Annotated in this window: 21 protein-coding genes, 1 other RNA gene and 1 pseudogene; 14 read left to right on the forward strand and 9 right to left on the reverse strand. The window is 44.0% G+C overall.

Going from position 1 to position 19,864, the window contains the following annotated elements; all coding sequences use genetic code 11:
* The 4 genes and pseudogenes from Xinn_RS01695 to smpB all read right to left on the reverse strand — a co-directional run.
* Window positions 1–121, reverse strand: a 121-nt coding sequence (locus tag Xinn_RS01695; protein WP_169923513.1) for an IS1 family transposase, incomplete at its 3' end; no start/stop codon positions are given.
* A 57-nt stretch (window positions 122–178) separates the two neighbouring features.
* A pseudogene (locus Xinn_RS01700) lies at window positions 179–853 on the reverse strand (integrase arm-type DNA-binding domain-containing protein); the annotation flags it as partial.
* A 164-nt stretch (window positions 854–1,017) separates the two neighbouring features.
* Window positions 1,018–1,381: a transfer-messenger RNA gene (gene ssrA / locus Xinn_RS01705) on the reverse strand.
* 52 nt (window positions 1,382–1,433) lie between these two features.
* On the reverse strand, window positions 1,434–1,916 hold the full coding sequence (smpB, locus tag Xinn_RS01710) for an SsrA-binding protein SmpB (protein ID WP_086956035.1): 483 nt from the start codon (window positions 1,914–1,916) through the stop codon (window positions 1,434–1,436).
* Window positions 1,917–2,072: 156 nt separating this feature from the next.
* Here smpB and Xinn_RS01715 point away from each other — a divergent pair, with 156 nt between their 5' ends.
* Both Xinn_RS01715 and Xinn_RS01720 read left to right on the forward strand, forming a co-directional pair.
* Window positions 2,073–2,507, forward strand: a complete 435-nt coding sequence (locus Xinn_RS01715) for a type II toxin-antitoxin system RatA family toxin (protein ID WP_211285995.1) — start codon at window positions 2,073–2,075, stop codon at window positions 2,505–2,507.
* Window positions 2,500–2,793, forward strand: coding sequence for an RnfH family protein (locus tag Xinn_RS01720; RefSeq protein WP_086956037.1), 294 nt, complete (start codon window positions 2,500–2,502; stop codon window positions 2,791–2,793). Before Xinn_RS01715 ends, Xinn_RS01720 begins: the two co-directional genes overlap by 8 nt.
* 63 nt (window positions 2,794–2,856) lie before the next feature.
* Here the strand turns inward: Xinn_RS01720 and bamE are convergent, their stop codons facing one another.
* From bamE to nadK, 3 genes are all read right to left on the reverse strand, one after another.
* Window positions 2,857–3,201 (reverse strand): outer membrane protein assembly factor BamE, encoded by a 345-nt coding sequence (gene bamE / locus Xinn_RS01725; RefSeq protein ID WP_086956038.1) that lies wholly within the window; start codon window positions 3,199–3,201, stop codon window positions 2,857–2,859.
* 156 nt (window positions 3,202–3,357) lie between these two features.
* Entirely contained in the window at window positions 3,358–5,031 is a 1,674-nt protein-coding gene (recN, locus tag Xinn_RS01730; protein WP_086956039.1) for a DNA repair protein RecN, read from the reverse strand.
* 137 nt (window positions 5,032–5,168) lie between these two features.
* Window positions 5,169–6,047 carry an NAD(+) kinase gene (nadK, locus tag Xinn_RS01735; RefSeq protein WP_086956610.1) on the reverse strand — a complete coding sequence of 293 codons (879 nt, stop codon included), beginning with the start codon at window positions 6,045–6,047 and terminating at the stop codon, window positions 5,169–5,171.
* Between the two features lie 124 nt (window positions 6,048–6,171).
* On the opposite strand from nadK, the gene grpE reads away from it, so the two are divergent.
* Window positions 6,172–6,753 carry a nucleotide exchange factor GrpE gene (gene grpE, locus Xinn_RS01740; protein ID WP_086956040.1) on the forward strand — a complete coding sequence of 194 codons (582 nt, stop codon included), beginning with the start codon at window positions 6,172–6,174 and terminating at the stop codon, window positions 6,751–6,753.
* 68 nt (window positions 6,754–6,821) lie between these two features.
* Here the strand turns inward: grpE and ung are convergent, their stop codons facing one another.
* Entirely contained in the window at window positions 6,822–7,502 is a 681-nt protein-coding gene (gene ung, locus Xinn_RS01745; protein ID WP_086956041.1) for a uracil-DNA glycosylase, read from the reverse strand.
* Window positions 7,503–7,764: 262 nt separating this feature from the next.
* Here ung and Xinn_RS01750 point away from each other — a divergent pair, with 262 nt between their 5' ends.
* A complete protein-coding gene (locus tag Xinn_RS01750) occupies window positions 7,765–8,949 on the forward strand; it encodes a Tle-like phospholipase domain-containing protein (RefSeq protein ID WP_086956042.1) in 1,185 nt (394 codons plus the stop codon).
* An 84-nt stretch (window positions 8,950–9,033) separates the two neighbouring features.
* Here the strand turns inward: Xinn_RS01750 and srmB are convergent, their stop codons facing one another.
* Entirely contained in the window at window positions 9,034–10,374 is a 1,341-nt protein-coding gene (srmB, locus tag Xinn_RS01755; protein WP_086956043.1) for an ATP-dependent RNA helicase SrmB, read from the reverse strand.
* 160 nt (window positions 10,375–10,534) lie between these two features.
* On the opposite strand from srmB, the gene trmN reads away from it, so the two are divergent.
* The 10 genes from trmN to recO all read left to right on the forward strand — a co-directional run bounded on the left by trmN (window position 10,535) and on the right by recO (window position 19,859).
* A complete protein-coding gene (gene trmN, locus Xinn_RS01760) occupies window positions 10,535–11,275 on the forward strand; it encodes a tRNA(1)(Val) (adenine(37)-N(6))-methyltransferase TrmN (RefSeq protein ID WP_086956044.1) in 741 nt (246 codons plus the stop codon).
* A gap of 289 nt (window positions 11,276–11,564) precedes the next feature.
* Window positions 11,565–12,140, forward strand: coding sequence for an RNA polymerase sigma factor RpoE (gene rpoE, locus Xinn_RS01765; protein WP_086956045.1), 576 nt, complete (start codon window positions 11,565–11,567; stop codon window positions 12,138–12,140).
* Window positions 12,141–12,213: 73 nt separating this feature from the next.
* Window positions 12,214–12,870 (forward strand): anti-sigma-E factor RseA, encoded by a 657-nt coding sequence (gene rseA, locus Xinn_RS01770; RefSeq protein ID WP_086956046.1) that lies wholly within the window; start codon window positions 12,214–12,216, stop codon window positions 12,868–12,870.
* 5 nt (window positions 12,871–12,875) lie between these two features.
* Window positions 12,876–13,832, forward strand: coding sequence for a sigma-E factor regulatory protein RseB (rseB, locus tag Xinn_RS01775; protein ID WP_086956047.1), 957 nt, complete (start codon window positions 12,876–12,878; stop codon window positions 13,830–13,832).
* The gene (rseC, locus tag Xinn_RS01780; protein WP_086956048.1) at window positions 13,832–14,296 is read left to right on the forward strand and encodes a SoxR-reducing system protein RseC; all 465 of its coding nucleotides are present in this window, start codon (window positions 13,832–13,834) and stop codon (window positions 14,294–14,296) included. The genes rseB and rseC overlap by 1 nt, the downstream gene beginning before the upstream one ends.
* Before the next feature lie 237 nt (window positions 14,297–14,533).
* Window positions 14,534–16,327 (forward strand): translation elongation factor 4, encoded by a 1,794-nt coding sequence (gene lepA / locus Xinn_RS01785; RefSeq protein ID WP_086956049.1) that lies wholly within the window; start codon window positions 14,534–14,536, stop codon window positions 16,325–16,327.
* 24 nt (window positions 16,328–16,351) lie between these two features.
* Entirely contained in the window at window positions 16,352–17,326 is a 975-nt protein-coding gene (lepB, locus tag Xinn_RS01790; protein WP_086956050.1) for a signal peptidase I, read from the forward strand.
* A gap of 209 nt (window positions 17,327–17,535) precedes the next feature.
* Window positions 17,536–18,216, forward strand: a complete 681-nt coding sequence (rnc, locus tag Xinn_RS01795; protein ID WP_086956051.1) for a ribonuclease III — start codon at window positions 17,536–17,538, stop codon at window positions 18,214–18,216.
* The gene (era, locus tag Xinn_RS01800) at window positions 18,213–19,118 is read left to right on the forward strand and encodes a GTPase Era (protein WP_086956052.1); all 906 of its coding nucleotides are present in this window, start codon (window positions 18,213–18,215) and stop codon (window positions 19,116–19,118) included. Before rnc ends, era begins: the two co-directional genes overlap by 4 nt.
* 9 nt (window positions 19,119–19,127) lie before the next feature.
* Window positions 19,128–19,859: a DNA repair protein RecO gene (gene recO / locus Xinn_RS01805; protein WP_086956053.1), complete on the forward strand. Its 732-nt coding sequence runs from the start codon at window positions 19,128–19,130 to the stop codon at window positions 19,857–19,859.
* The last annotated feature ends 5 nt before the right edge of the window (window positions 19,860–19,864 follow it).

The following is a 19,864-nucleotide window of genomic DNA, read 5'->3' on the forward strand; positions in this document are numbered from 1 at the left end:
GTTGGAAGGTGCGTTTGCAGGAGAGACAGCGATAGCGTTGATGGCCTGCCTCACCTTTGCCGTGTTTTTTGACGTATTCAACTTGCTGACAAAACCGACGTTTCACTTCAACTGTCGCCATTTCATTTCCCCACAAAATGGCTATTATATACCTAAATCAACGGGTTGAATACACGACCGGAAATTCGCTTGGGGGAAGGGCAGGCATATTTTGCTTTTTTGGTTTACTGAATCTTTGGCCAAGGTTGTCAGCTGGGTTGAACTCAATAAGTTCTTCAGTGGCTGCCCACCGGAAGATTTCATTCAGACGTGAAATGATGCGGCGTAGAGTTTCCAATACGCCTCGTTGCTCAATAGGATCAAGGTGTTGTTTTAAGAGCTTAGGTCGGATCTCATTGATAGGGACATTACCCAGACCAAGAAAGACATTTCTCTCTAAGTTGCGCCAGATGTCTGCTGCATGGTCTTGTGAGATACCTGAGTTCTTTACCTTCTCATCTAACCATTTCCGCGCTACGGCTTGGAGGGTGTGCTCAGTAGCACTCTTTAATGCCTTCGCCTTATCGTTGTTATGGACTTGGGGATCAACACCATTTGCCAGAAAGGAGAGATATTCATCTCGTAAGGCTCTGGCTCTTGCAAGGGTAAGGTGAGGATATGTCCCAAGGCTCATTTTGGTTCTTTTCTTGCTCACTGGTACTGCATACCTGAAATACCAATTTTTCTTGCCTCCTTTTGCCAAAGGAGCGATTCGTAGAATCAAACCATCGCCGTCAAACAAGTTGATTTCTTTATCGGCTGGCTTGGTGCTTTTGATTTCAGTGTCAGTGAGCTTCTTAGCGATTTTTGCCATTTGGGACCCTCGATTTTTGGACCCTTCTTAGTGGGTCCCATTCAGGGTGCCATAACTCGTAGTTCTCAGCAATTCTCACTGGACGACAATAGACGTAAAAAAGCCCGCAGAGCTTGTGCTGTGCGGGCTTAGTAGACTTCATTATACTTCAAACAACTAAAAAGTGGTGGAGCTGGCGGGAGTTGAACCCGCGTCCGAAATTCCTACATCCTCGGTACTACATGCTTAGTCTAGTCTTTACATTCGCTTGCCAGCTGCGGACAGACACGCCACTAACAAACTAGCCTGATTAGATTTAACGCTTCAACCCCAGGCAAGGCATCCACGCGATCTCTTTTGGGTTTGACCTCTCTTGATCCCCGTCCTAAGAGCGGAGGCTAGGGAGAGAGGGCTCTGCGCAGGTTATTAAGCTGCCAGTGCGTAGTTTTCGTCGTTTGCGACTATTGTTTTGCGGCTTTTTACGAGGCCAACCGCCCCTCGGCATGCACCTTGGGTTTCGCGAATCCCGTCGAATCCAGAATCAGCCCCAAAAGTGTGTTAAACGCAAGTATATCAGAATATTGAACAGTAATGCTAGTGATTAACGTCCTGCATTCTTCATAATTCGCGCTTTGTCTAATTTCCACTCACGTTCTTTAATGTCTGAACGTTTATCATGCGCTTTTTTACCCTTTGCAACGCCAATTTTGATTTTACACCAAGCGTTTTTCCAATAAAGGGAAAGGGCGACGATAGTATAGCCTTCGCGATTGATCCGACCGTATAGGGAATCAAGTTCGCGTTTGTTAAGTAACAGTTTACGTGACCTTGTAGGATCACAGACCACATGGGAAGAGGCAACATTCAATGGCGTGATCGTGGCACCAAAAAGATAAGCATCACCATTTTTAAGCAAAACATAACTCTCACTGATGTTTGCCTTGCCAGCGCGCAGTGATTTGACTTCCCAACCTTGTAGCGATAAGCCAGCTTCAAATTCTTCTTCAATGAAGTATTCGTGACGAGCTCGCTTATTCATGGCAATTGTTGCCGAACCGGGTTTGTGTGCTTTTTTCTTTGTCATAATGCGTTGTATTATACTGTAAGCGCTAGTGAAAGGAATCTCTTCTACATGATATTTAGCGATAAGTGCACATTTATTGCGCTAAATGTCGTCAGTTTTTTATTTAACCACATTAAAGTGATATTATTGGCGCTGTTACGTTTTACAGGAAATGATATGCCACAGATTAATCGCTCTGCGTTGGTTCCGTACAGCGTGGAACAAATGTATAAATTGGTCAACGATGTGAAATCTTATCCGGACTTTTTGCCGGGATGTGTGGGTAGCCGCGTCATAAGCAACAGTGGTAATGAAATGATGGCTTCTGTTGATGTCTCCAAAGCGGGGATCAGTAAGACGTTTATAACGCGGAATACGTTATCTGACAACCAAAGCATCAGTATGCAGTTGGTCGATGGGCCTTTCCGCAAGCTTATGGGGGGATGGCACTTTATTCCACTCAGCGAAGATGCCTGTAAGGTTGAATTACACCTCGATTTTGAATTCACGAATAAGTTGATTGAGCTCGCTTTTGGTAAAGTATTTAAGGAACTGGCCGGTAATATGGTTCAGGCTTTTACCCAACGAGCGCGAGAGGTTTATAGTGTCTGATATTAATATTGAAGTCATTTATGCTTTGCCGGAACGACAATATCTGCGGAATGTGAAATTACCTCAGGGAGCCACTGTTGAACAGGCAATTATGGCATCGGGGCTTTTAGAATTACGCAGCGACATTGATTTGGCTAAGAATAAAATCGGTATTTATAGCCGACCAGCTAAATTGACAGATACTTTGGAAGAGGGGGATCGCGTTGAAATTTATCGTCCTCTTATTGCTGATCCGAAAGAACTGCGCCGTAAACGGGCAGAACGTGCAAAACATGGTACTCAGTAGATATCTGCCTGATATTTACTCGCCAGTAATTAACTCACTGGCGAGTAAATAAAATCTCGAATTTTACCCATTTTGTGGCAAAGCGTTTTCATTTTTGATGTCGGTTAAAACACCATTACTATCAAAAGTGAGAGTCAATGTTTCTTGTTTTACTTTTTTATGCCCGGGTTGCTGACGGAATATGTAATACCATGTTTGGCTACCAAACGGATCTGTCAGCATAGGAGTTCCCAAAGTGTAAGCAACTTGCTGTTGAGTCATCCCTTTATGGATTTTTGATACTGCATCCGGTGTCAGGTAATTCCCCTGATTAATATCAGGACGATAAATAACTCGCTCAAACATAGAGCAGCCCGCAGTCAGCATAACCAGAGATAGAGTTGCGGCAGTCAACAATTTACAGCGCATAGTAATTACATTCCTTTAGGAGTTAGGCTGTCGATAATAATAAACATTATAGAGTTTGAAAACCTCTATGCTATTTGCCTATAGCTTTAATTTTTAAATCGGTAAGATATATGACTTCAAGTATACAAAAAAGTTGTATACCCGTCGTCTTTCAAGTTATGCCGCTAAGAGTTCTTTCGCATTAGCCAGTGTGTTTTTTGTTACTTCACTACCAGCGAGAAGTCGGGCAAGTTCCTGCAATCGGGCTTTTTTATCCAACAGCTGCATCTGGGTTTCTGTTTCTTCTCCATCGGTTTGTTTACTGACGTAAAAGTGTTGATGACCACATCCTGCAACTTGCGGTAAATGCGTGACACACATAACCTGAGTTGATTCACCCAATTCCCGAAGAAGCCGCCCTACGATCATTGCTGTCGGGCCACTGATACCAACATCAACTTCGTCAAAGATTAATGCAGGCGTTTCCATTTTTTTAGCTGTAATGAGTTGAATAGCAAGAGCAATACGAGAAAGTTCGCCACCTGAAGCCACTTTTGCCAGTGATTGGTGAGGCTGCCCAGGGTTAGTTGTAACATTAAATTCTACCTTGCTGGCTCCATCAAGATTTAAATGCTCAGGCTCGAAGGTAACATCAATCGTGAATCGCCCATGAGGCATGGAAAGTTGATGCATGCTGTTGGTGATAAGCTGACTTAATTCGATAGCATATTGTTGGCGAATTTGGTGGAGTTTTTCAGCAACGCTGAGAGCCTGCTGATAGTGTATGCTGACGAGTTCACTGAGATGAGCGCAATCATCTTCCTGTTGTGAAAGCTGGTGTTGTTCTTCCAGTAGCTGTTGATGTAAGGCGGGTAGTTCTTCCGGTGAAACATAATGCTTACGTGCGATGCTGACTTGCTGTGAGATTTTTTGTTCCAGCTCAAACAGACGGTTAGGATCTAATTCCAGTTGATCGCTGTAATGGCGCAACTCATCACTCACTTCACTGATTTGAATAGAAGCTTCTTCCAACATATTCAGTAATCCGCTCAGTTTATGATCCATACTGGCAAGCTCAGTCAGTTCATTTCGTGCGTAACTCAGCAGGCTAACGATATTTTGTTCATCATTGTCACTTAATATTTGGAGGATATCCTGACTGCCAGACAAAAACTGACCGCAATTTGCCAGACGTTTATATTCGCTATCCTGTTCCTGATATTCGCCAGCCTGCGGCGCCAGTTCATTTAGTTCTTTCAGGTGATATTCAAGTAGCTGCTGTCGTGAACGACGCTCAAGAGCCTGTTGTTGAAATTGAGCAAGAGCCTGACAGCTTTGTCTCCATTGCTGATACGCCTGTTTCATTTCATTTTGTAGGGTGAATTCACCGGCGTAAGTATCCAGTAAATGCCGTTGATGACGGTTTTCTAAAAGTAGCTGATGGGCGTGTTGACCGTGTATTTGAATCAGGTGTGAGCCTAACTCACGCAGTTGGGAAAGAGGAACTGCAGTACCATTGATAAAACCACGGGAGCGCCCATCTGCGGTAATAGTACGCCGTAGCAGGCACTCATTATCATCATCAAAACTGCCATCAAGCTGGTGAGTTTCAAGCCATTTACGGGCAGAAGGTGCATCTGCCAGTGAAAAGCGGGCACAGATGTCAGTACGGGGAGCACCAGCCCGAACCATATTCGCTTCTCCACGATTACCGAGACATAAGCCCAGCGCATCAATTGCGATTGATTTACCCGCTCCTGTTTCCCCTGTGATGGTTGTCATTCCTGAGCGAAAGTCAATTTCAAGTTCGCGAACAATGGCAAAATTACTGATGGTCAATTGAGCTAACATCGTGCTTCTCCTACCTTTTCCTATACTTAAAACGATGTTTTTGTATATAAAGCCATGTTCCTGTGCATAAAAACATGTCTGTTCTTTCGCACAGTATAAACTGGTTTTTTATACAGTAAAGTAGGAAGACCTCTTTTTTAGAACATTTTTTTTGACCAGCCTAATTTAGTACTCAATGTATTGAAATAATTGTAATCTTTCGGGTGGATTAAGTGCAGGTTATATTCACTACGCTTAATGATAACTTCTTCTCCATCCTGAATCGGTAACACAATCTGGCTGTCACAACTGACTTCGTAATCATTGCTGTTTTGAGAAAACTTCAGACAAATACTGCTTTCGCTACTGATCACAAGAGGACGGGCAGAAAGTGTATGCGGAAACATCGGTACTAACACAATCGCATCCAGATTCGGCGTCAGTATCGGGCCGCCCGCTGACAGGGAGTAGGCGGTAGAACCGGTAGGTGTTGCTATAATGAGACCATCCGAACGCTGAGAAAATGCAAAACGGTCATCAATATAAACCTCAAAATCGATCATATGGGCAACTTTGCCCGGATGCAGCACAACTTCATTCAGTGCCGTACTACGCCGTGGTTTCTGGCCTTTTTTTGTGACCTGAGCTTCCAGTAGAAATCGTTTTTCATCGAGATATTCTCCATTGAGAACCTCAGAAAGCTGTTGCAGAGCGTTATCCGGATCTAAATCCGTCAGAAAGCCTAAATTACCGCGGTTAATACCAATAACTTTAATATCATAACGAGACAGTACTCTGGCTGAGCCCAGCATGTTACCGTCACCACCTACGACAATCACTAAATCGGCTACTTTACCGATTTCAGTTAACCCTCCCGTCTGAGCACCTTTTAAATTAATATCTTTTGCTACCTGTCTGTCCACAATGACGCAATAACCTTTAGATACCAGCCAGTGATATAGCATTTCATGGGTGGCTAATGCTTCAGGGTGACGTGGACGACCGACAATACCGATGCATTTGAATTCATTATTCATTGCTGTTATTTCCTGCAGCATATGGTTTTGCCCTCACAATATGATGTGTTCCCTTGAATCCCTCGTTTTGATCCCCATAATAAGCGAGAGTGGCGAATATAATACAAAATACGCGGAGATATTCATGAGTAGTAAAGACCAAAAAGTACCTGACGAGCAAGTCTCAGAAAATACAGAAAATGTATTTGAGCAACAAATGGATGCAGAAAAGGCAGACGCGGCAGAGACTGAAAGTATTGTTGACCCGCGTGTTGCCGAGTTGGAAGAAGAGCTGAAACAGGCTCAGTCTCGTGAACGTGATGCGATCCTGCGTGCCCGTGCTGAAGTAGACAACATTCGTCGTCGCGCCGAACAGGATGTGGAAAAAGCACATAAATTTGCATTGGAAAGATTTTCTAATGAGCTTCTGCCAGTAATTGATAATCTGGAACGTGCTTTGGAAGCGGCAGATCGCACCAATGAGACGTTGATTCCAATGATTGAAGGCATTGAACTGACACTGAAATCATTTATTGATGCTGTGGGTAAATTTGGTATTGAAGTTGTCGGTGATATCAATGTTCCTTTCAATCCGGAAGTGCATCAGGCGATGACCATGATGGAATCCGATCAGCACGAACCAAATCACGTTATGTTGGTTATGCAGAAAGGTTACACCCTGAATGGACGTCTGTTGCGTCCTGCAATGGTTGCAGTTTCTAAATAAAAAATACCGTTTCTGTTATTGTAATGCCGCCGTTTTAGGCGGCATTTTTGCAGGGATAAATAAAGTAGTTACTCAGGAAGTACCGGATTCCAGTCGATTGAAGTTAATCCCTGTGCTTCAAGCAGTTGGTTTGCTTGTGAGAAATGCTTACACCCCAGAAAACCGCGATGTGCCGATAAAGGTGAAGGATGTGGTGCTTTCAGAACATGATGACGTTGAGTATCAATGATACGGCCTTTTTTCTGAGCATGAGCTCCCCAAAGCAGAAAAACCACACCGCTCCTGTGTTCATTGATTGCTGCAATGACTTTATCTGTAAATGTTTCCCAGCCCAGATTGGCATGAGAGTGTGCATTACCCCGTTCAACGGTCAGCACGGTATTAAGCAGTAAAACCCCCTGTTTTGCCCAACTAAGCAGGCAGCCGTGATTAGGGCGCTGAAATCCTGCGATATCAGTCTCCAGTTCTTTGTACATATTAACGAGAGAAGGGGGAGCAGGAATGCCCGGCTGTACTGAAAAAGCCAGACCATGAGCCTGATTTGGCCCGTGATAAGGATCTTGTCCCAGAATCACGACTTTTACATCAGCCAGCTCGGTATAGCGGAATGCATTGAAAACATCCTGCTGTGGCGGATAAATGGTTTTACCTGCTTTACGTTCGTTGGCGACATAGGTCAATGTATCAGTGAAATAAGGCTGTGCTTTTTCATTGCCGATGACATCATGCCATGTAAGAGGAGCGGACATAGCGGGTTCCGTTTTAAATAAGAGATTACCAGATGGAGTTAAGCTTACCGATTCCCTTGGCATAGGGAAAGCCTTCATCTAATAAGTTTCTGTGCCTTTTGTTTTTTAAGTTGTCTCCTTATTGGTTCTATCCATTCACTTTAGCCATACCTGTTTAAATTGTTAATTAAAAATTAAATTTGATATAAAAGTGTTAAAAATTCTGCCGATAGAAGAATTAGGTCAGTCTGTTATATCTAACTTAAATCGGTAGGAGTATTTTATGACTTTAGCAACAAATATCAGTTTATTGAGTCAGTTAGGGGCTATTCCATTACAGGGAAATCAGGCAACTCCTCAGTCACCCTCTGCTGGCAGTATACTGCCAGATAGAAATAAACAAATTCCTTCCACAATGACTTCTCTTTCGGAAAATACTAAGCAAGCGGATTCACTCTATCAATCATTGATAGTGGCTTCTCAAAACAGAGTGATGGATACCCCTGAATTAAAAGCTAATGATATTGCAGGAAAAGATTCGAAATCTATTGACTATACTCTGGCGCAGGTAACCCGCGATGTTTACCGCCGAAATAGTTTTGGCATTGGTGAGTATGTACGAATGTCTGATGAAGAACTCGTCAAAGCGGGTATTGATCCTGATATTCTGGATGATCGTACTACTGGATTTCAGGCCGGGATCTACCGAAACAAGGGCTTATATATTGTCTCATTTACAGGCTCAAACGAGATAAAAGACTTTATGGCGAGCATTCGTCAGGGGCTTGGATACAATGAAAAGCAATATAATCAGGCCGTAGCTCTGGCACAGGTAGCATTAAAAACATTGGGTAAGAATGTTATTTTTACCGGGCATTCAATGGGGGGAGGGCTGGCATCAATGGCTGCCCTGACAACCGGAAAACCTGCGGTTACCTTTAATTCTGCCGGTGTTTCAGACTGGACTTTGAAACGGATGGGATGGTCCCCGGGAGCTGGCCGCGAAATAGCAGAACAGGGGTTAATCCGGAATTATATTGTTGAACATGACTGGTTGGATAATCTGCAAAAAGCGTTACCGATTCCTCAGCCAATGGGAAGTCAGATTCTTCTTGAATATGAATATAAACCGGAAAATTTCATAGATTCAATTGTGCGCTATAGTTACGCGTTACATTCATTCAAGGCTCATTTCCTGGAGGCTGTACAGGAATTACTGGTTATTCATAAACCTTGGCAGGGGAAAGGAGACAGTACAGGATATGGAAAAGAAAGCATGATGATGGCTGCTGCGAGTAATGATATACAAGATAATATTCTTCATTCAAATAAAGAGTCATTGTTAAAAACGTGGGCGATAGATATGAATGACGATGAACTGGATATTTTATTCAGCCAACCCTATCACTCGGCTAATCCGCAACAGCAGCTAACCAGAGAGAAGGTGAAACAATATTATTCAGTTTAAGTCTGCGCTGATTTTGTCCTTAACCTGTTATTTGAGCATTGTGCTGATAATAAAGCGGGCAATTTGCCCGCTTATACAGATTAATTACTCATCCGCAGATTCTGTCAGTTCCGGTCTGGAGTTGCCTGAAGGAGTGCGGCGTTTTCCGATGTTTTTGCTGTCACGATGACGCACTTTCACCCGGGGTTTCTTGGTTTCTTCTGTTTTTTTCTTTTCTTTGCGTTTTGCCAGCACTTTTTTGGATGGCTTATAGCTTTTCTTCTCACTTGGTGCTTTGGTTTGTGGACGCAGTTCGTCGACAACCCGGACTTTCAGTGGTTCCTGAAGATAGCGGGTGATTTTGCCAAGTAATGGGTGATCATGAGACTCAATCAGCGCAATTGCTGTGCCTTTACGGCCAGCACGGGCAGTCCGGCCAATCCGATGCAGGTAAACATCTGCTGTGCGTGGTAAATCAAAGTTAAAAACGTGGCTGACGTTTTCGATATCCAGCCCACGGGAAGCAACATCGGTTGCAACCAGAACCTTAACCCGGCCATCATTTAGGCGTTTCACTGCGTCTGTCCGTTTGGCCTGCACCATTTCGCCTTCCAGAAAACTGGACTGAATGCCTGCCTGATGCAGCGACTCCACCAATTCGCGGACACGTTCCCGTTTACGTACAAAGACAATCGATTTTGTAACGTCTTCCTGTTTCAGCAGATGACATAATAAAGCAGTTTTGTGCTCCAGATTGTCAGCGCGGTAATAGAACTGTTGGATTTTCTTACGCTCACGGCGGGAAGGTTCTGCATCGATTTCAACAGGATCTGTCAGCAGACGCTGCGCAAAATCACGGATGCTTTCACCTTCGAGCGTTGCGGAAAATAGCATTGTTTGTTTACGCCAGCGGGTTTCTCCGGCAATCGTCTCAACGTCATTGGCAAAACCCATATCCAACATACGATCGGCTTCATCAAGGATTAGGGTTTCTACTGCCCGACAATCAAAGTTTTCTTCTTTGATATATTGAAGCAGGCGCCCTGTAGTTGCGACGACAATGTCCTGATTCTCACTGAACACTTCTGCATGATTCATGTAGGCTACACCGCCAGTAATGGTGGCAATATCCAGATTGGTGTGGGCAGCCATCTCTTTGGCCTGATCTGCAACCTGCATCGCCAGTTCACGGGTTGGTGTTAAAATCAAAATACGTGGTGGCCCTGATTTCTTACGGGGGAAATCCAGCAAATGCTGTAAAGCCGGTAGCAGGTAAGCAGCAGTTTTGCCTGTACCCGTTGGTGCGGAACCTAATACATCCCGCCCGTCCATGGCTGCCGGAATGGCTGCTGCCTGAATTGCGGTCGGGCGTTCATAGCCTTTGTCATTTAGCGCATCAAGCAGGGATTCATCAAGTTCGAATTCGGAAAAGTTTGTCGCAGTCATCATATACCTCTGTTTGGGCCGCCGATTATAAACAGGTTGGGCTCATTCTTCACCCTATAACACGCATCAGTGATAAAAGTCTGCGTTGGGCATGTGGCTTTTATCCTCGAGTCATAAGATTTATGCTATGAACAACTTTCGTTTTCAACAGATATAATTCATGACGTTAATACATAAACCTGCTCTTCGCCGTGGTGGTTTTACATTTAAACAATTTTTTGTCGGACATGATAAGTGCGCGATGAAAGTCGGGACTGATGGCGTGTTATTGGGAGCATGGGCACCGGTAGCGAATAGGCAAAATTGTCTGGACATCGGGTGTGGCAGTGGGCTGATTGCTTTGATGATAGCCCAGAGAGCCGGAACCGATACCATTATTGATGCCGTGGAGCTGGACAACGATGCTGCAATGCAGGCGATTGAAAATATAAAGCAATCACCGTGGTCTGACCGTATCAGGGTATGTCAGCAGGATATTCATCATTTCGCCATGAGAAGCGAACGCCGGTATGACTTGATTGTAAGTAATCCTCCCTATTTTGAACCGGCAATTGCCTGTCGTAATGAGGCACGAAATCAGGCGCGTTATACCGAAGCATTAACTCATCAAGGTTTGTTGAACTGCGTTGAACGATTAATTACTCCTGAAGGGTTATTTTGTGTGGTGCTCCCTTACCAGATTGGCGAGGCCTTCGAAAAAATGGCGACAGAATGTGGCTGGTTTACCCATTATCGGCTCAATATTCGTGATAGGCTGGATAAACCGCTACATCGTTTATTGTTGGGGCTATCCCGTCAGAAGCAGGAAATGCGGGTTAGTGAACTGATTATCCGTGCTGCTGATGGCGTATATTCAAAAGAATTTCAGCAATTAGTGAAAGATTTTTATCTTTATTATTGATAGGGTTATCGTCAATAAAAATATTGAGTTTTTTTATGAAAGATGGGGATAAATCTTTCAGTTTTTCACGATGTAAAATCGGATGAGCCACCAAATAGAGGCTATGATTTGTACTATAAATTGAAAGTACAATACAGAATAATTGGTGGCTGTAAGACAAAATTACAATCAAAGTTGAACTTCACATGTAATGAACACTCAAAGGTGATGCTTGTTCGAGTGACAAGGTGTCATTACTGGCGTAATTAAGTATAAATGTGGAGTTTTACCTCAGGAGAGTGAGCCTCGGATGAGCGAGCAGTTAACGGATCAAATGCTGGTCGAGCGAGTACAAAAAGGCGACCAAAAAGCGTTTAATTTGCTGGTAATCAGATACCAGCACAAAGTGGCGAGCTTAATTGCCCGTTACGTACCTCAAGGCGATGTTCCTGATGTCGCACAAGAGGTATTTATTAAAACCTATCGGGCACTGTCTTCTTTTCGGGGTGATAGTGCTTTTTATACGTGGTTGTACCGTATTGCCGTTAATACTGCGAAGAATTATTTAGTCGCTCAGGGGCGTCGTCCGCCATCCAATGATTTGGATGCTAATGATGTAGAAAATTACGATACGTCAAGTTCACTAAAAGAAATTTCGAACCCTGAGAATTTAATGTTGTCAGAAGAATTGAAGCAAGTGGTATTTCGTACCATTGAGTCACTGCCAGAAGATTTGCGCATAGCAATTACGCTCCGGGAACTTGATGGCCTGAGCTATGAAGAAATAGCCGTCATTATGGAGTGTCCTGTGGGTACTGTTCGTTCGCGAATATTTCGGGCAAGAGAAGCCATTGATAATAAAGTTCAACCCCTGATCCAGCAGTAAGCAGTAGTAATTGAAGCACCTGCAGCAGTGGAAACAGTAGTAGTGGAACAAAATAATATTGAAGGGTACTGGCATGCAAAGAGAGAAACTTTCCGCATTAATGGATGGAGAAGCTCTTGATAGTGAAATTGTTCGTTTGATCTCTGAAGATGCTGAAATGCAGAAACAGTGGGAAAGATATCACCTTATCCGCGATACACTACGCGGTGATGTAAGTGGTGTATTACATTTGGATATCGCGAGTCAAGTAGCGCAGGCGCTTGAAAAAGAACCTGTCCATATCAATCCAGCAGTTGTTCCGGAATCTCAGCCAAAACCTGATACATGGCAGAACTTACCGTTCTGGCATAAACTCCGTCCGTTGACGGCTCTCCGGCCTTGGGCCAGTCAAATGACTCAGGTTGGTGTAGCGGCTTGTGTGTCACTGGCGGTTATCATTGGTGTTCAGCAATATAATGGTTCGGACACTGATACTCAGCTTGATAATCCGGTCTTCAATACATTACCGGTTATGGGTTCTGCTTCACCTGTTGGGTTATCGGTTCCTGCGGAACATGATGCTTTTGGTGGCGACTTGAGTATGCAGGTGAGGGAAAGTAATAAACGTATTGATGCGATGTTGCAGCAGTATGAGCTTTTCCGGCGTATTAATGCAGAAAGAGAATTAGGGCTGCCGGAGGTTAACGCTATACACTCAGGAGAACAGAGACCAGCAAGCTTAAATAAGTAATAAAAATGAAATATACGTTTTTTTTCATTTTATTATTCGGGAGCTTCCTGAATTCTTCAAAAGCCTCGGGTCAGCAAAACAGCACCGAGGCTTTGTTACAGGGTATGGGGCATTCCGTACAAACTCTGTCTTATGAGCTTGCGTTTATTAACCTGAACAAGCAGTTTTTGATCCCTTTGCGTTATCGTCACGCTATCATTGATAATCAGCCCATCGCACAGCTTATTCAAATGGATAACACGCGCCGTGAAATTATTCAGCGTGGTGATCAGATAAGTTACTACGAATCGGGGTTGGATTCATTCAGCTTACGCGGGGATCGTATTGTCGATTACCTGCCCCCAATCATTTTTGCTGATTTTTCTCAATTACAGAAATTCTATAATTTCATTGATGCGGGCTCTACTCATGTTGGTGATCATCCCGTATATTTCGTACGCATAATATCGAAAGATAACGATCGTTATAATTATAATTTATTGATAGATAAAAAAAGTTATCTGCCTTTGCTGATTGAATTATTTGATCAGGACGAAATGAAGGTTGTTGAGCAGTTCCGTGTTATATCCTCAAGGGTGAATGACGATATAAAACAGGAATTGAATGCCATTGTGCATTTGAAATTACCACCGATGTTAGTGATTCCGAAAGCTGAAAAAGTGAAGTTTAATTGGAAGGTGAGTAAGTTACCTGAGGGCTTTCGGGAAGTCTCCCGTAACCGGAGTCGGTTATCAAAGACGGAATTATTGGAATCCATTATGTATAGTGATGGGGTGTTTAATTTTTCTGTCAATGTGATAAACACAGGTGAAAAAACAGCCGGTGAACCACTGTATCGACAGGGTCGGCGAACAGTTTATACTGTGTCGCATGGCAGGCACAGCATTTCTGTCATTGGCGAATTACCCTTCGCCACAATCAAACAGATTGTCGGCAGTGTTACGTTTACGGGGGATAACTGATGGTTAAAGAATGGGCAACGGTTGTCCGTTGGCAACAAGGCCGGGCAATACTGCGTTATGGCTCATCTTCGGGTTGTGGCAGTTGTCAGGCAAAAACAGCCTGTGGCTCATATTTACTTGAAAAGCTGGGGCCGGAAAATATCCATCAACTGGAATTAGACATTGCCCAGCCACTTCAACCGGGGCAAAAAGTTGAAGTCGGTATTCCGGAAAGTAGTTTGTTGCGTTCGGCTATGTTGGTTTATTTAACACCATTATTAGGTCTGTTTTTAGGTGGATTGCTCTGCCAATACTGGGCTGCTGAACAGTTATGGGTATGTCTGGGGGGCTTTGCTGGTGGTTTAGCCGGTTTTGCCTTTGCCCGTAAAGTTGCTGCTTATTGGGATAGTCAGCAGGAATACCAGCCAGTTGTGTTACAAATTGGTTTACCTCCCGATACGATTAAGGTTCTACATCAGGAATAATCTGTTTTACCATCATCGTTTTCTCGATTTATTACGAATATTTTCACTTTCTGCACATACTGTATGGGTATAGATTTAAAACCGTAGGCATGACTAGGTTTTCATAGTGTTGACATGTAGAATACGGCTTCTCAGGCCAGTGGCCAAACACGTATCTATATAAAACGTCGCTTTATGTCCATCAGTGTGTCCATAGGCGAATGATTCAGAAATATTAAGGCAAAAAAGATTTTAATAATGAAGCAAATAAGAAATTTCTCCATTATCGCCCACATTGACCATGGTAAGTCCACGCTATCTGACCGGATTATTCAAATCTGTGGTGGGTTGTCAGACCGTGAAATGGCAGCGCAAGTACTGGATTCAATGGATCTTGAACGTGAGCGTGGTATCACTATCAAGGCACAGAGTGTGACCCTTGATTATAAGGCAAACGACGGAAACGTTTACCAATTAAACTTTATCGACACGCCGGGGCATGTTGACTTCTCTTATGAGGTTTCCCGCTCTCTGGCAGCCTGCGAAGGCGCATTGCTGGTTGTTGATGCAGGGCAGGGCGTTGAAGCTCAGACGCTGGCTAACTGCTATACCGCGATTGAAATGGATCTGGAAGTTGTCCCGGTTCTGAACAAAATTGACCTGCCTGCCGCAGAGCCGGAGCGTGTGGCAGAAGAAATTGAAGATATCGTCGGTATTGATGCAACGGATGCCGTTCGTTGTTCTGCAAAAACAGGTGTGGGCGTACAGGATGTTATTGAACGTCTGGTTAAGGAAATTCCGCCACCGGAAGGTGATCCTGAAGCGCCATTACAGGCATTGATTATCGATTCATGGTTCGATAATTACCTGGGCGTAGTCTCACTTGTGCGTATTAAGAATGGTACGCTGCGTAAAGGCGACAAAATCAAAGTGATGAGCACAGGTCAGGTCTATAACGCCGATCGTCTGGGTATTTTCACTCCGAAGCGCATTGACCGCGACGTATTAAATTGCGGTGAAGTAGGCTGGTTGGTTTGTGCGATTAAAGATATCCTTGGTGCGCCAGTCGGGGATACGTTAACAACAGCACGTCATCCGGCTGAAAAAGCATTACCGGGCTTCAAAAAAGTCAAACCTCAGGTCTATGCGGGCTTATTCCCTATCAGTTCTGATGATTATGAAGCATTCCGTGATGCTTTGGGCAAACTGAGCCTGAACGATGCATCTTTATTCTATGAACCAGAGAGCTCGACTGCGTTAGGCTTTGGTTTCCGTTGTGGTTTCCTCGGCTTGTTGCATATGGAGATCATTCAAGAGCGTCTGGAGCGTGAATATAATCTGGATTTGATCACCACTGCACCAACGGTTGTTTATGAAGTTGAGACAACCAGTGATGAAATAATCTATGTGGATAGTCCATCCAAATTACCACCATTAAACAATATTAAAGAACTGCGTGAACCTATTGCAGAATGTCATATGCTGTTGCCACAGGAATATCTCGGCAATGTTATTACACTCTGTATAGAAAAACGTGGTGTTCAGACTAATATGGTTTATCACGGTAACCAAGTTGCGCTGACATACGATATTCCAATGGCTGAAGTGGTGCTGGATTTCTTTGATCGTCTGAAATCTACCTCACGTGGTTATGCATCGCTGGATTATAATTTTGTTCGTTTCCAGCACTCAGACATGGTGCGTGTGGACGTATTGATTAATGGTGAACGTGTTGATGCATTGGCCCTGATCACTCACCGTGATAACTCGCAATACCGTGGTCGTGAGCTGGTGGAAAAAATGAAGGAACTGATCCCTCGCCAGCAATTTGATATTGCAATTCAGGCCGCTATCGGAACTCACATTATCGCCCGTTCTACTGTTAAACAGTTACGTAAAAACGTATTGGCGAAATGTTATGGTGGTGATGTCAGCCGTAAGAAAAAACTGTTGCAGAAACAGAAAGAAGGTAAAAAACGCATGAAGCAGGTTGGTAACGTTGAACTGCCTCAGGAAGCCTTCTTAGCAATTCTGCATGTCGGAAAAGATTAATTAACAAGGTCGTAAGGAGTCTAGATGGCTAACACTTTTGCCTTGATCTTAACGTTAGCAACGTTAATCACCGGGATTATCTGGTGTATAGATCGGTTTAAACTCGCCCCTGAGCGTAAGAGAAAACTGGCTCAGGCTCAGCAGCAGTCTGCGGGCAACGAATCTCAGAAAGCTGCAATTAAAGAGATAAACAAGCCTACATGGGCTGAGACTTTTGCATCTGTTTTTCCGGTGTTAGCCATTGTTTGGATATTGCGTTCTTTTGTATATGAACCTTTCCAGATCCCTTCCGGTTCAATGATGCCTACCTTGTTGATCGGGGATTTCATTCTGGTAGAAAAGTATGCCTATGGTTTGAAAGACCCGATCACACAAACCACCCTGATTAAAACGGGTGAGCCTAAACGCGGGGATATTGCAGTTTTCAAATATCCTGTAAACCCAAATCTCGATTTTGTAAAACGCGTGATTGGTTTACCCGGCGATAAGATTGTTTACGACTATTGGAACAAAGAGCTTCAGATTTATCCCGGCTGTGGTCATGCTCAACATTGTAAAGATATTCTCCCTATCACTTATGGGGATATATATTTAAGTGATTGGACTATCTCAGAAAAGATAAAAAAAGACGGGACTATTGGCACTGAAGTGCATCAAATTCCGGTTGGGCAAACATTGAGCCCTAACACTATTCGTCAGGGAGAACGCGTTGAAACGTTGGGTGATGTTTCTCACCATATTTTAACTCTTCCGCCACGACGTGAACCGGAATTTGTTCAGCCCGGTCAGCCGGTAGGAACTTGGGTTGTTCCTCAAGGGCAGTATTTCATGATGGGTGATAATCGTGATAATAGCGCTGATAGCCGATTCTGGGGGTTTGTGCCGGAAAAAAATCTGGTAGGCCGCGCAACGGCTATCTGGATCAGCTTTAATAAACAGGAAGGTGAGTGGCCGGACTGGCCATGGGTACGCTTCAGCCGGGTAGGCGGAATTCACTAATATTTATATATTAGCGAAGCATTAATTTATCTCCCAGTGTAGAATATTCTTTCAAACGAGATGACTGGCTTTCTGAAATAGTTAACATTTTAGGAAGCCAGTGCAAACGCAACAGTTTTGTAAGGCTATCATTAATATTGAAATCAGGTAGCCTCACAGGTCTGTTGCGTGTGCTTTTATTTGACGGATTCTAACTGAATTGGTAGCACATGAACTCCATAATAATGAACAGGTTACAGCGTAAGCTGGGATATACCTTTAAGCAGAATGATTTATTGCTTCAGGCGTTAACTCACCGCAGTGCCAGCAGTAAGCATAATGAACGTTTGGAATTTCTTGGCGACTCAATCCTGAGTTTTGTCATTGCTAACGCGCTTTATCACCGTTTTCCCCGGGTTGACGAAGGCGACATGAGCCGGATGCGTGCCACATTGGTACGAGGTAATACACTGGCGGAGCTTGCCAGAGAATTTGAACTGGGTGAATGTCTGCGTTTAGGGCCGGGCGAGTTAAAAAGTGGTGGTCATCGCCGTGAATCTATTTTAGCCGATAGTATCGAGGCTTTGATTGGCGGGATTTTTTTGGATAGCGATATTCAGACCGTTGAAAAAATTGTACTGAATTGGTACGAAATTCGTCTGAATGAAATCAGTCCGGGTGACAAACAGAAAGATCCCAAAACGCGTTTACAGGAATATTTGCAAGGGCGCCATCTGCCGTTGCCATCATATCTGGTTGTTCAGGTTCGTGGGGAAGCACACGATCAGGAATTTACAATTCACTGTCAGGTCAGTGGATTTGAACAGCCTGTCAGAGGAATAGGTTCCAGCCGCCGCAAGGCAGAGCAGGCGGCTGCGGAACAAGCATTAAAACAACTGGAGCTTGAATGAGCAAAGAAAAAAACTATTGCGGGTTTGTTGCAATAGTCGGACGACCCAACGTCGGTAAATCGACTTTATTGAATCAGTTACTGGGTCAGAAAGTATCCATTACTTCTCGTAAACCCCAAACGACACGGCATCGTATCATGGGGATCCATACGGAAGGAGCGTATCAGACTATTTACGTCGATACCCCGGGTCTTCATATTGAAGAAAAGAGGGCGATTAACCGCCTGATGAATCGTGCTGCAAGCAGTTCAATCGGTGATGTTGAATTAGTCATCTTTGTGGTGGAAGGTACTCACTGGACACCGGATGACGAAATGGTTGTGAACAAACTGCGTGACCTGCGTTGCCCGGTTATGCTGGTTATCAATAAAGTGGACAACGTTACGGATAAAACCATTTTATTGCCACATATCGGTTTTCTCAGCCAGCAGATGAATTTCATTGATGTTGTGCCGATCAGTGCAGAAAAAGGTACGAACGTTGATACCATTGCTAAAATTGTGCGTGATCGTATGCCGGAAGCGGAACATCACTTCCCGGAAGATTACATTACTGATCGTTCACAGCGTTTCATGGCATCTGAAATTATCCGTGAAAAACTGATGCGTTTTCTGGGTGAGGAATTACCTTATTCAGTTACGGTTGAAATTGAACAATTTGTCACTAATGAGCGTGGAGGTTATACGATTCACGGCCTGATTCTGGTAGAACGTGATGGCCAGAAAAAAATGGTTATTGGTAACAAAGGCAGTAAAATCAAAGTAATCGGAACAGAAGCCCGTCAGGATATGGAAAAACTGTTCGATGTTAAAGTTCATTTAGAACTTTGGGTCAAAGTGAAAGCTGGCTGGGCAGATGATGAGCGTGCTCTGCGTAGTCTCGGCTATATTGACGATTTATAAGGTTAATCCGTGGACGGCTGGCAGAGAGCCTTTGTGCTTCATGGACGCCCTTACAGTGAGACCAGTTTATTACTGGATTTTTTTACTGAACATGAAGGACGAGTGCGTGTTTTGGCAAAAGGGGCACGCAGCCGCCGTTCTAATCTGAAAGGCTGTCTTCAGCCTTTTACCCCGCTGTTGGTTCGCTGGAGTGGGCGGGGTGAAATCAAAACATTACGGGATGCTGAACCCATCTCGTTAGCCCTTCCTTTAACCGGTAGCGTGTTATACAGCGGCCTGTATATTAATGAACTCCTATCCAGAGTTCTTGAGCAGGGAATCGCTTATCCTGCCCTTTTTTTTGATTATCTCCACTGCTTACAAATACTGGCTGCGAGCGAGTACACACCTGAATATGCTCTGCGCCGTTTCGAATTATCGGTGCTGAATAACATGGGGTATGGTGTGGATTACCTCCATTGTGCGGGTAGTGGTGAGCCGATCACAGATACAATGACATACCGCTATCGAGAAGAAAAAGGGTTTATTGCCAGTTTGGTTGTTGATCATTACAGCTTTACTGGCAATGAATTAAAGGCACTGGCTGCACGTGAATTTCCTGATCCGGCTACATTGAAGGCGGCTAAGCGATTTACTCGCATTGCCTTGCAGCCTTATCTTGGGGGAAAGCCGTTAAAGAGCCGTGAATTATTTCATCAATTTGTACGCAAAAATACGGGTAATGTGAACCCGAAAAATTAAAATGG

The organism is Xenorhabdus innexi (assembly GCF_002632485.1).
GTDB classification, from domain to species: Bacteria; Pseudomonadota; Gammaproteobacteria; order Enterobacterales; family Enterobacteriaceae; genus Xenorhabdus; species Xenorhabdus innexi.

Bases quoted from the DNA above. Each gene is read 5' to 3' on its own strand.
- Xinn_RS01715 (WP_211285995.1), top strand. From the start codon at position 2,073: ATGCCACAGATTAATCGCTCTGCGTTGGTTCCGTACAGCGTGGAACAA.
- lepB (WP_086956050.1), top strand. From the start codon at position 16,352: ATGGCTAACACTTTTGCCTTGATCTTAACGTTAGCAACGTTAATCACC.
- recN (WP_086956039.1), bottom strand. From the start codon at position 5,031: ATGTTAGCTCAATTGACCATCAGTAATTTTGCCATTGTTCGCGAACTT.
- rseA (WP_086956046.1), top strand. From the start codon at position 12,214: ATGCAAAGAGAGAAACTTTCCGCATTAATGGATGGAGAAGCTCTTGAT.
- trmN (WP_086956044.1), top strand. From the start codon at position 10,535: ATGACGTTAATACATAAACCTGCTCTTCGCCGTGGTGGTTTTACATTT.
- rpoE (WP_086956045.1), top strand. From the start codon at position 11,565: ATGAGCGAGCAGTTAACGGATCAAATGCTGGTCGAGCGAGTACAAAAA.
- grpE (WP_086956040.1), top strand. From the start codon at position 6,172: ATGAGTAGTAAAGACCAAAAAGTACCTGACGAGCAAGTCTCAGAAAAT.
- smpB (WP_086956035.1), bottom strand. From the start codon at position 1,916: ATGACAAAGAAAAAAGCACACAAACCCGGTTCGGCAACAATTGCCATG.
- rnc (WP_086956051.1), top strand. From the start codon at position 17,536: ATGAACTCCATAATAATGAACAGGTTACAGCGTAAGCTGGGATATACC.
- rseB (WP_086956047.1), top strand. From the start codon at position 12,876: ATGAAATATACGTTTTTTTTCATTTTATTATTCGGGAGCTTCCTGAAT.
- rseC (WP_086956048.1), top strand. From the start codon at position 13,832: ATGGTTAAAGAATGGGCAACGGTTGTCCGTTGGCAACAAGGCCGGGCA.
- srmB (WP_086956043.1), bottom strand. From the start codon at position 10,374: ATGACTGCGACAAACTTTTCCGAATTCGAACTTGATGAATCCCTGCTT.
- bamE (WP_086956038.1), bottom strand. From the start codon at position 3,201: ATGCGCTGTAAATTGTTGACTGCCGCAACTCTATCTCTGGTTATGCTG.
- era (WP_086956052.1), top strand. From the start codon at position 18,213: ATGAGCAAAGAAAAAAACTATTGCGGGTTTGTTGCAATAGTCGGACGA.
- lepA (WP_086956049.1), top strand. From the start codon at position 14,534: ATGAAGCAAATAAGAAATTTCTCCATTATCGCCCACATTGACCATGGT.
- Xinn_RS01750 (WP_086956042.1), top strand. From the start codon at position 7,765: ATGACTTTAGCAACAAATATCAGTTTATTGAGTCAGTTAGGGGCTATT.
- nadK (WP_086956610.1), bottom strand. From the start codon at position 6,047: ATGAATAATGAATTCAAATGCATCGGTATTGTCGGTCGTCCACGTCAC.
- ung (WP_086956041.1), bottom strand. From the start codon at position 7,502: ATGTCCGCTCCTCTTACATGGCATGATGTCATCGGCAATGAAAAAGCA.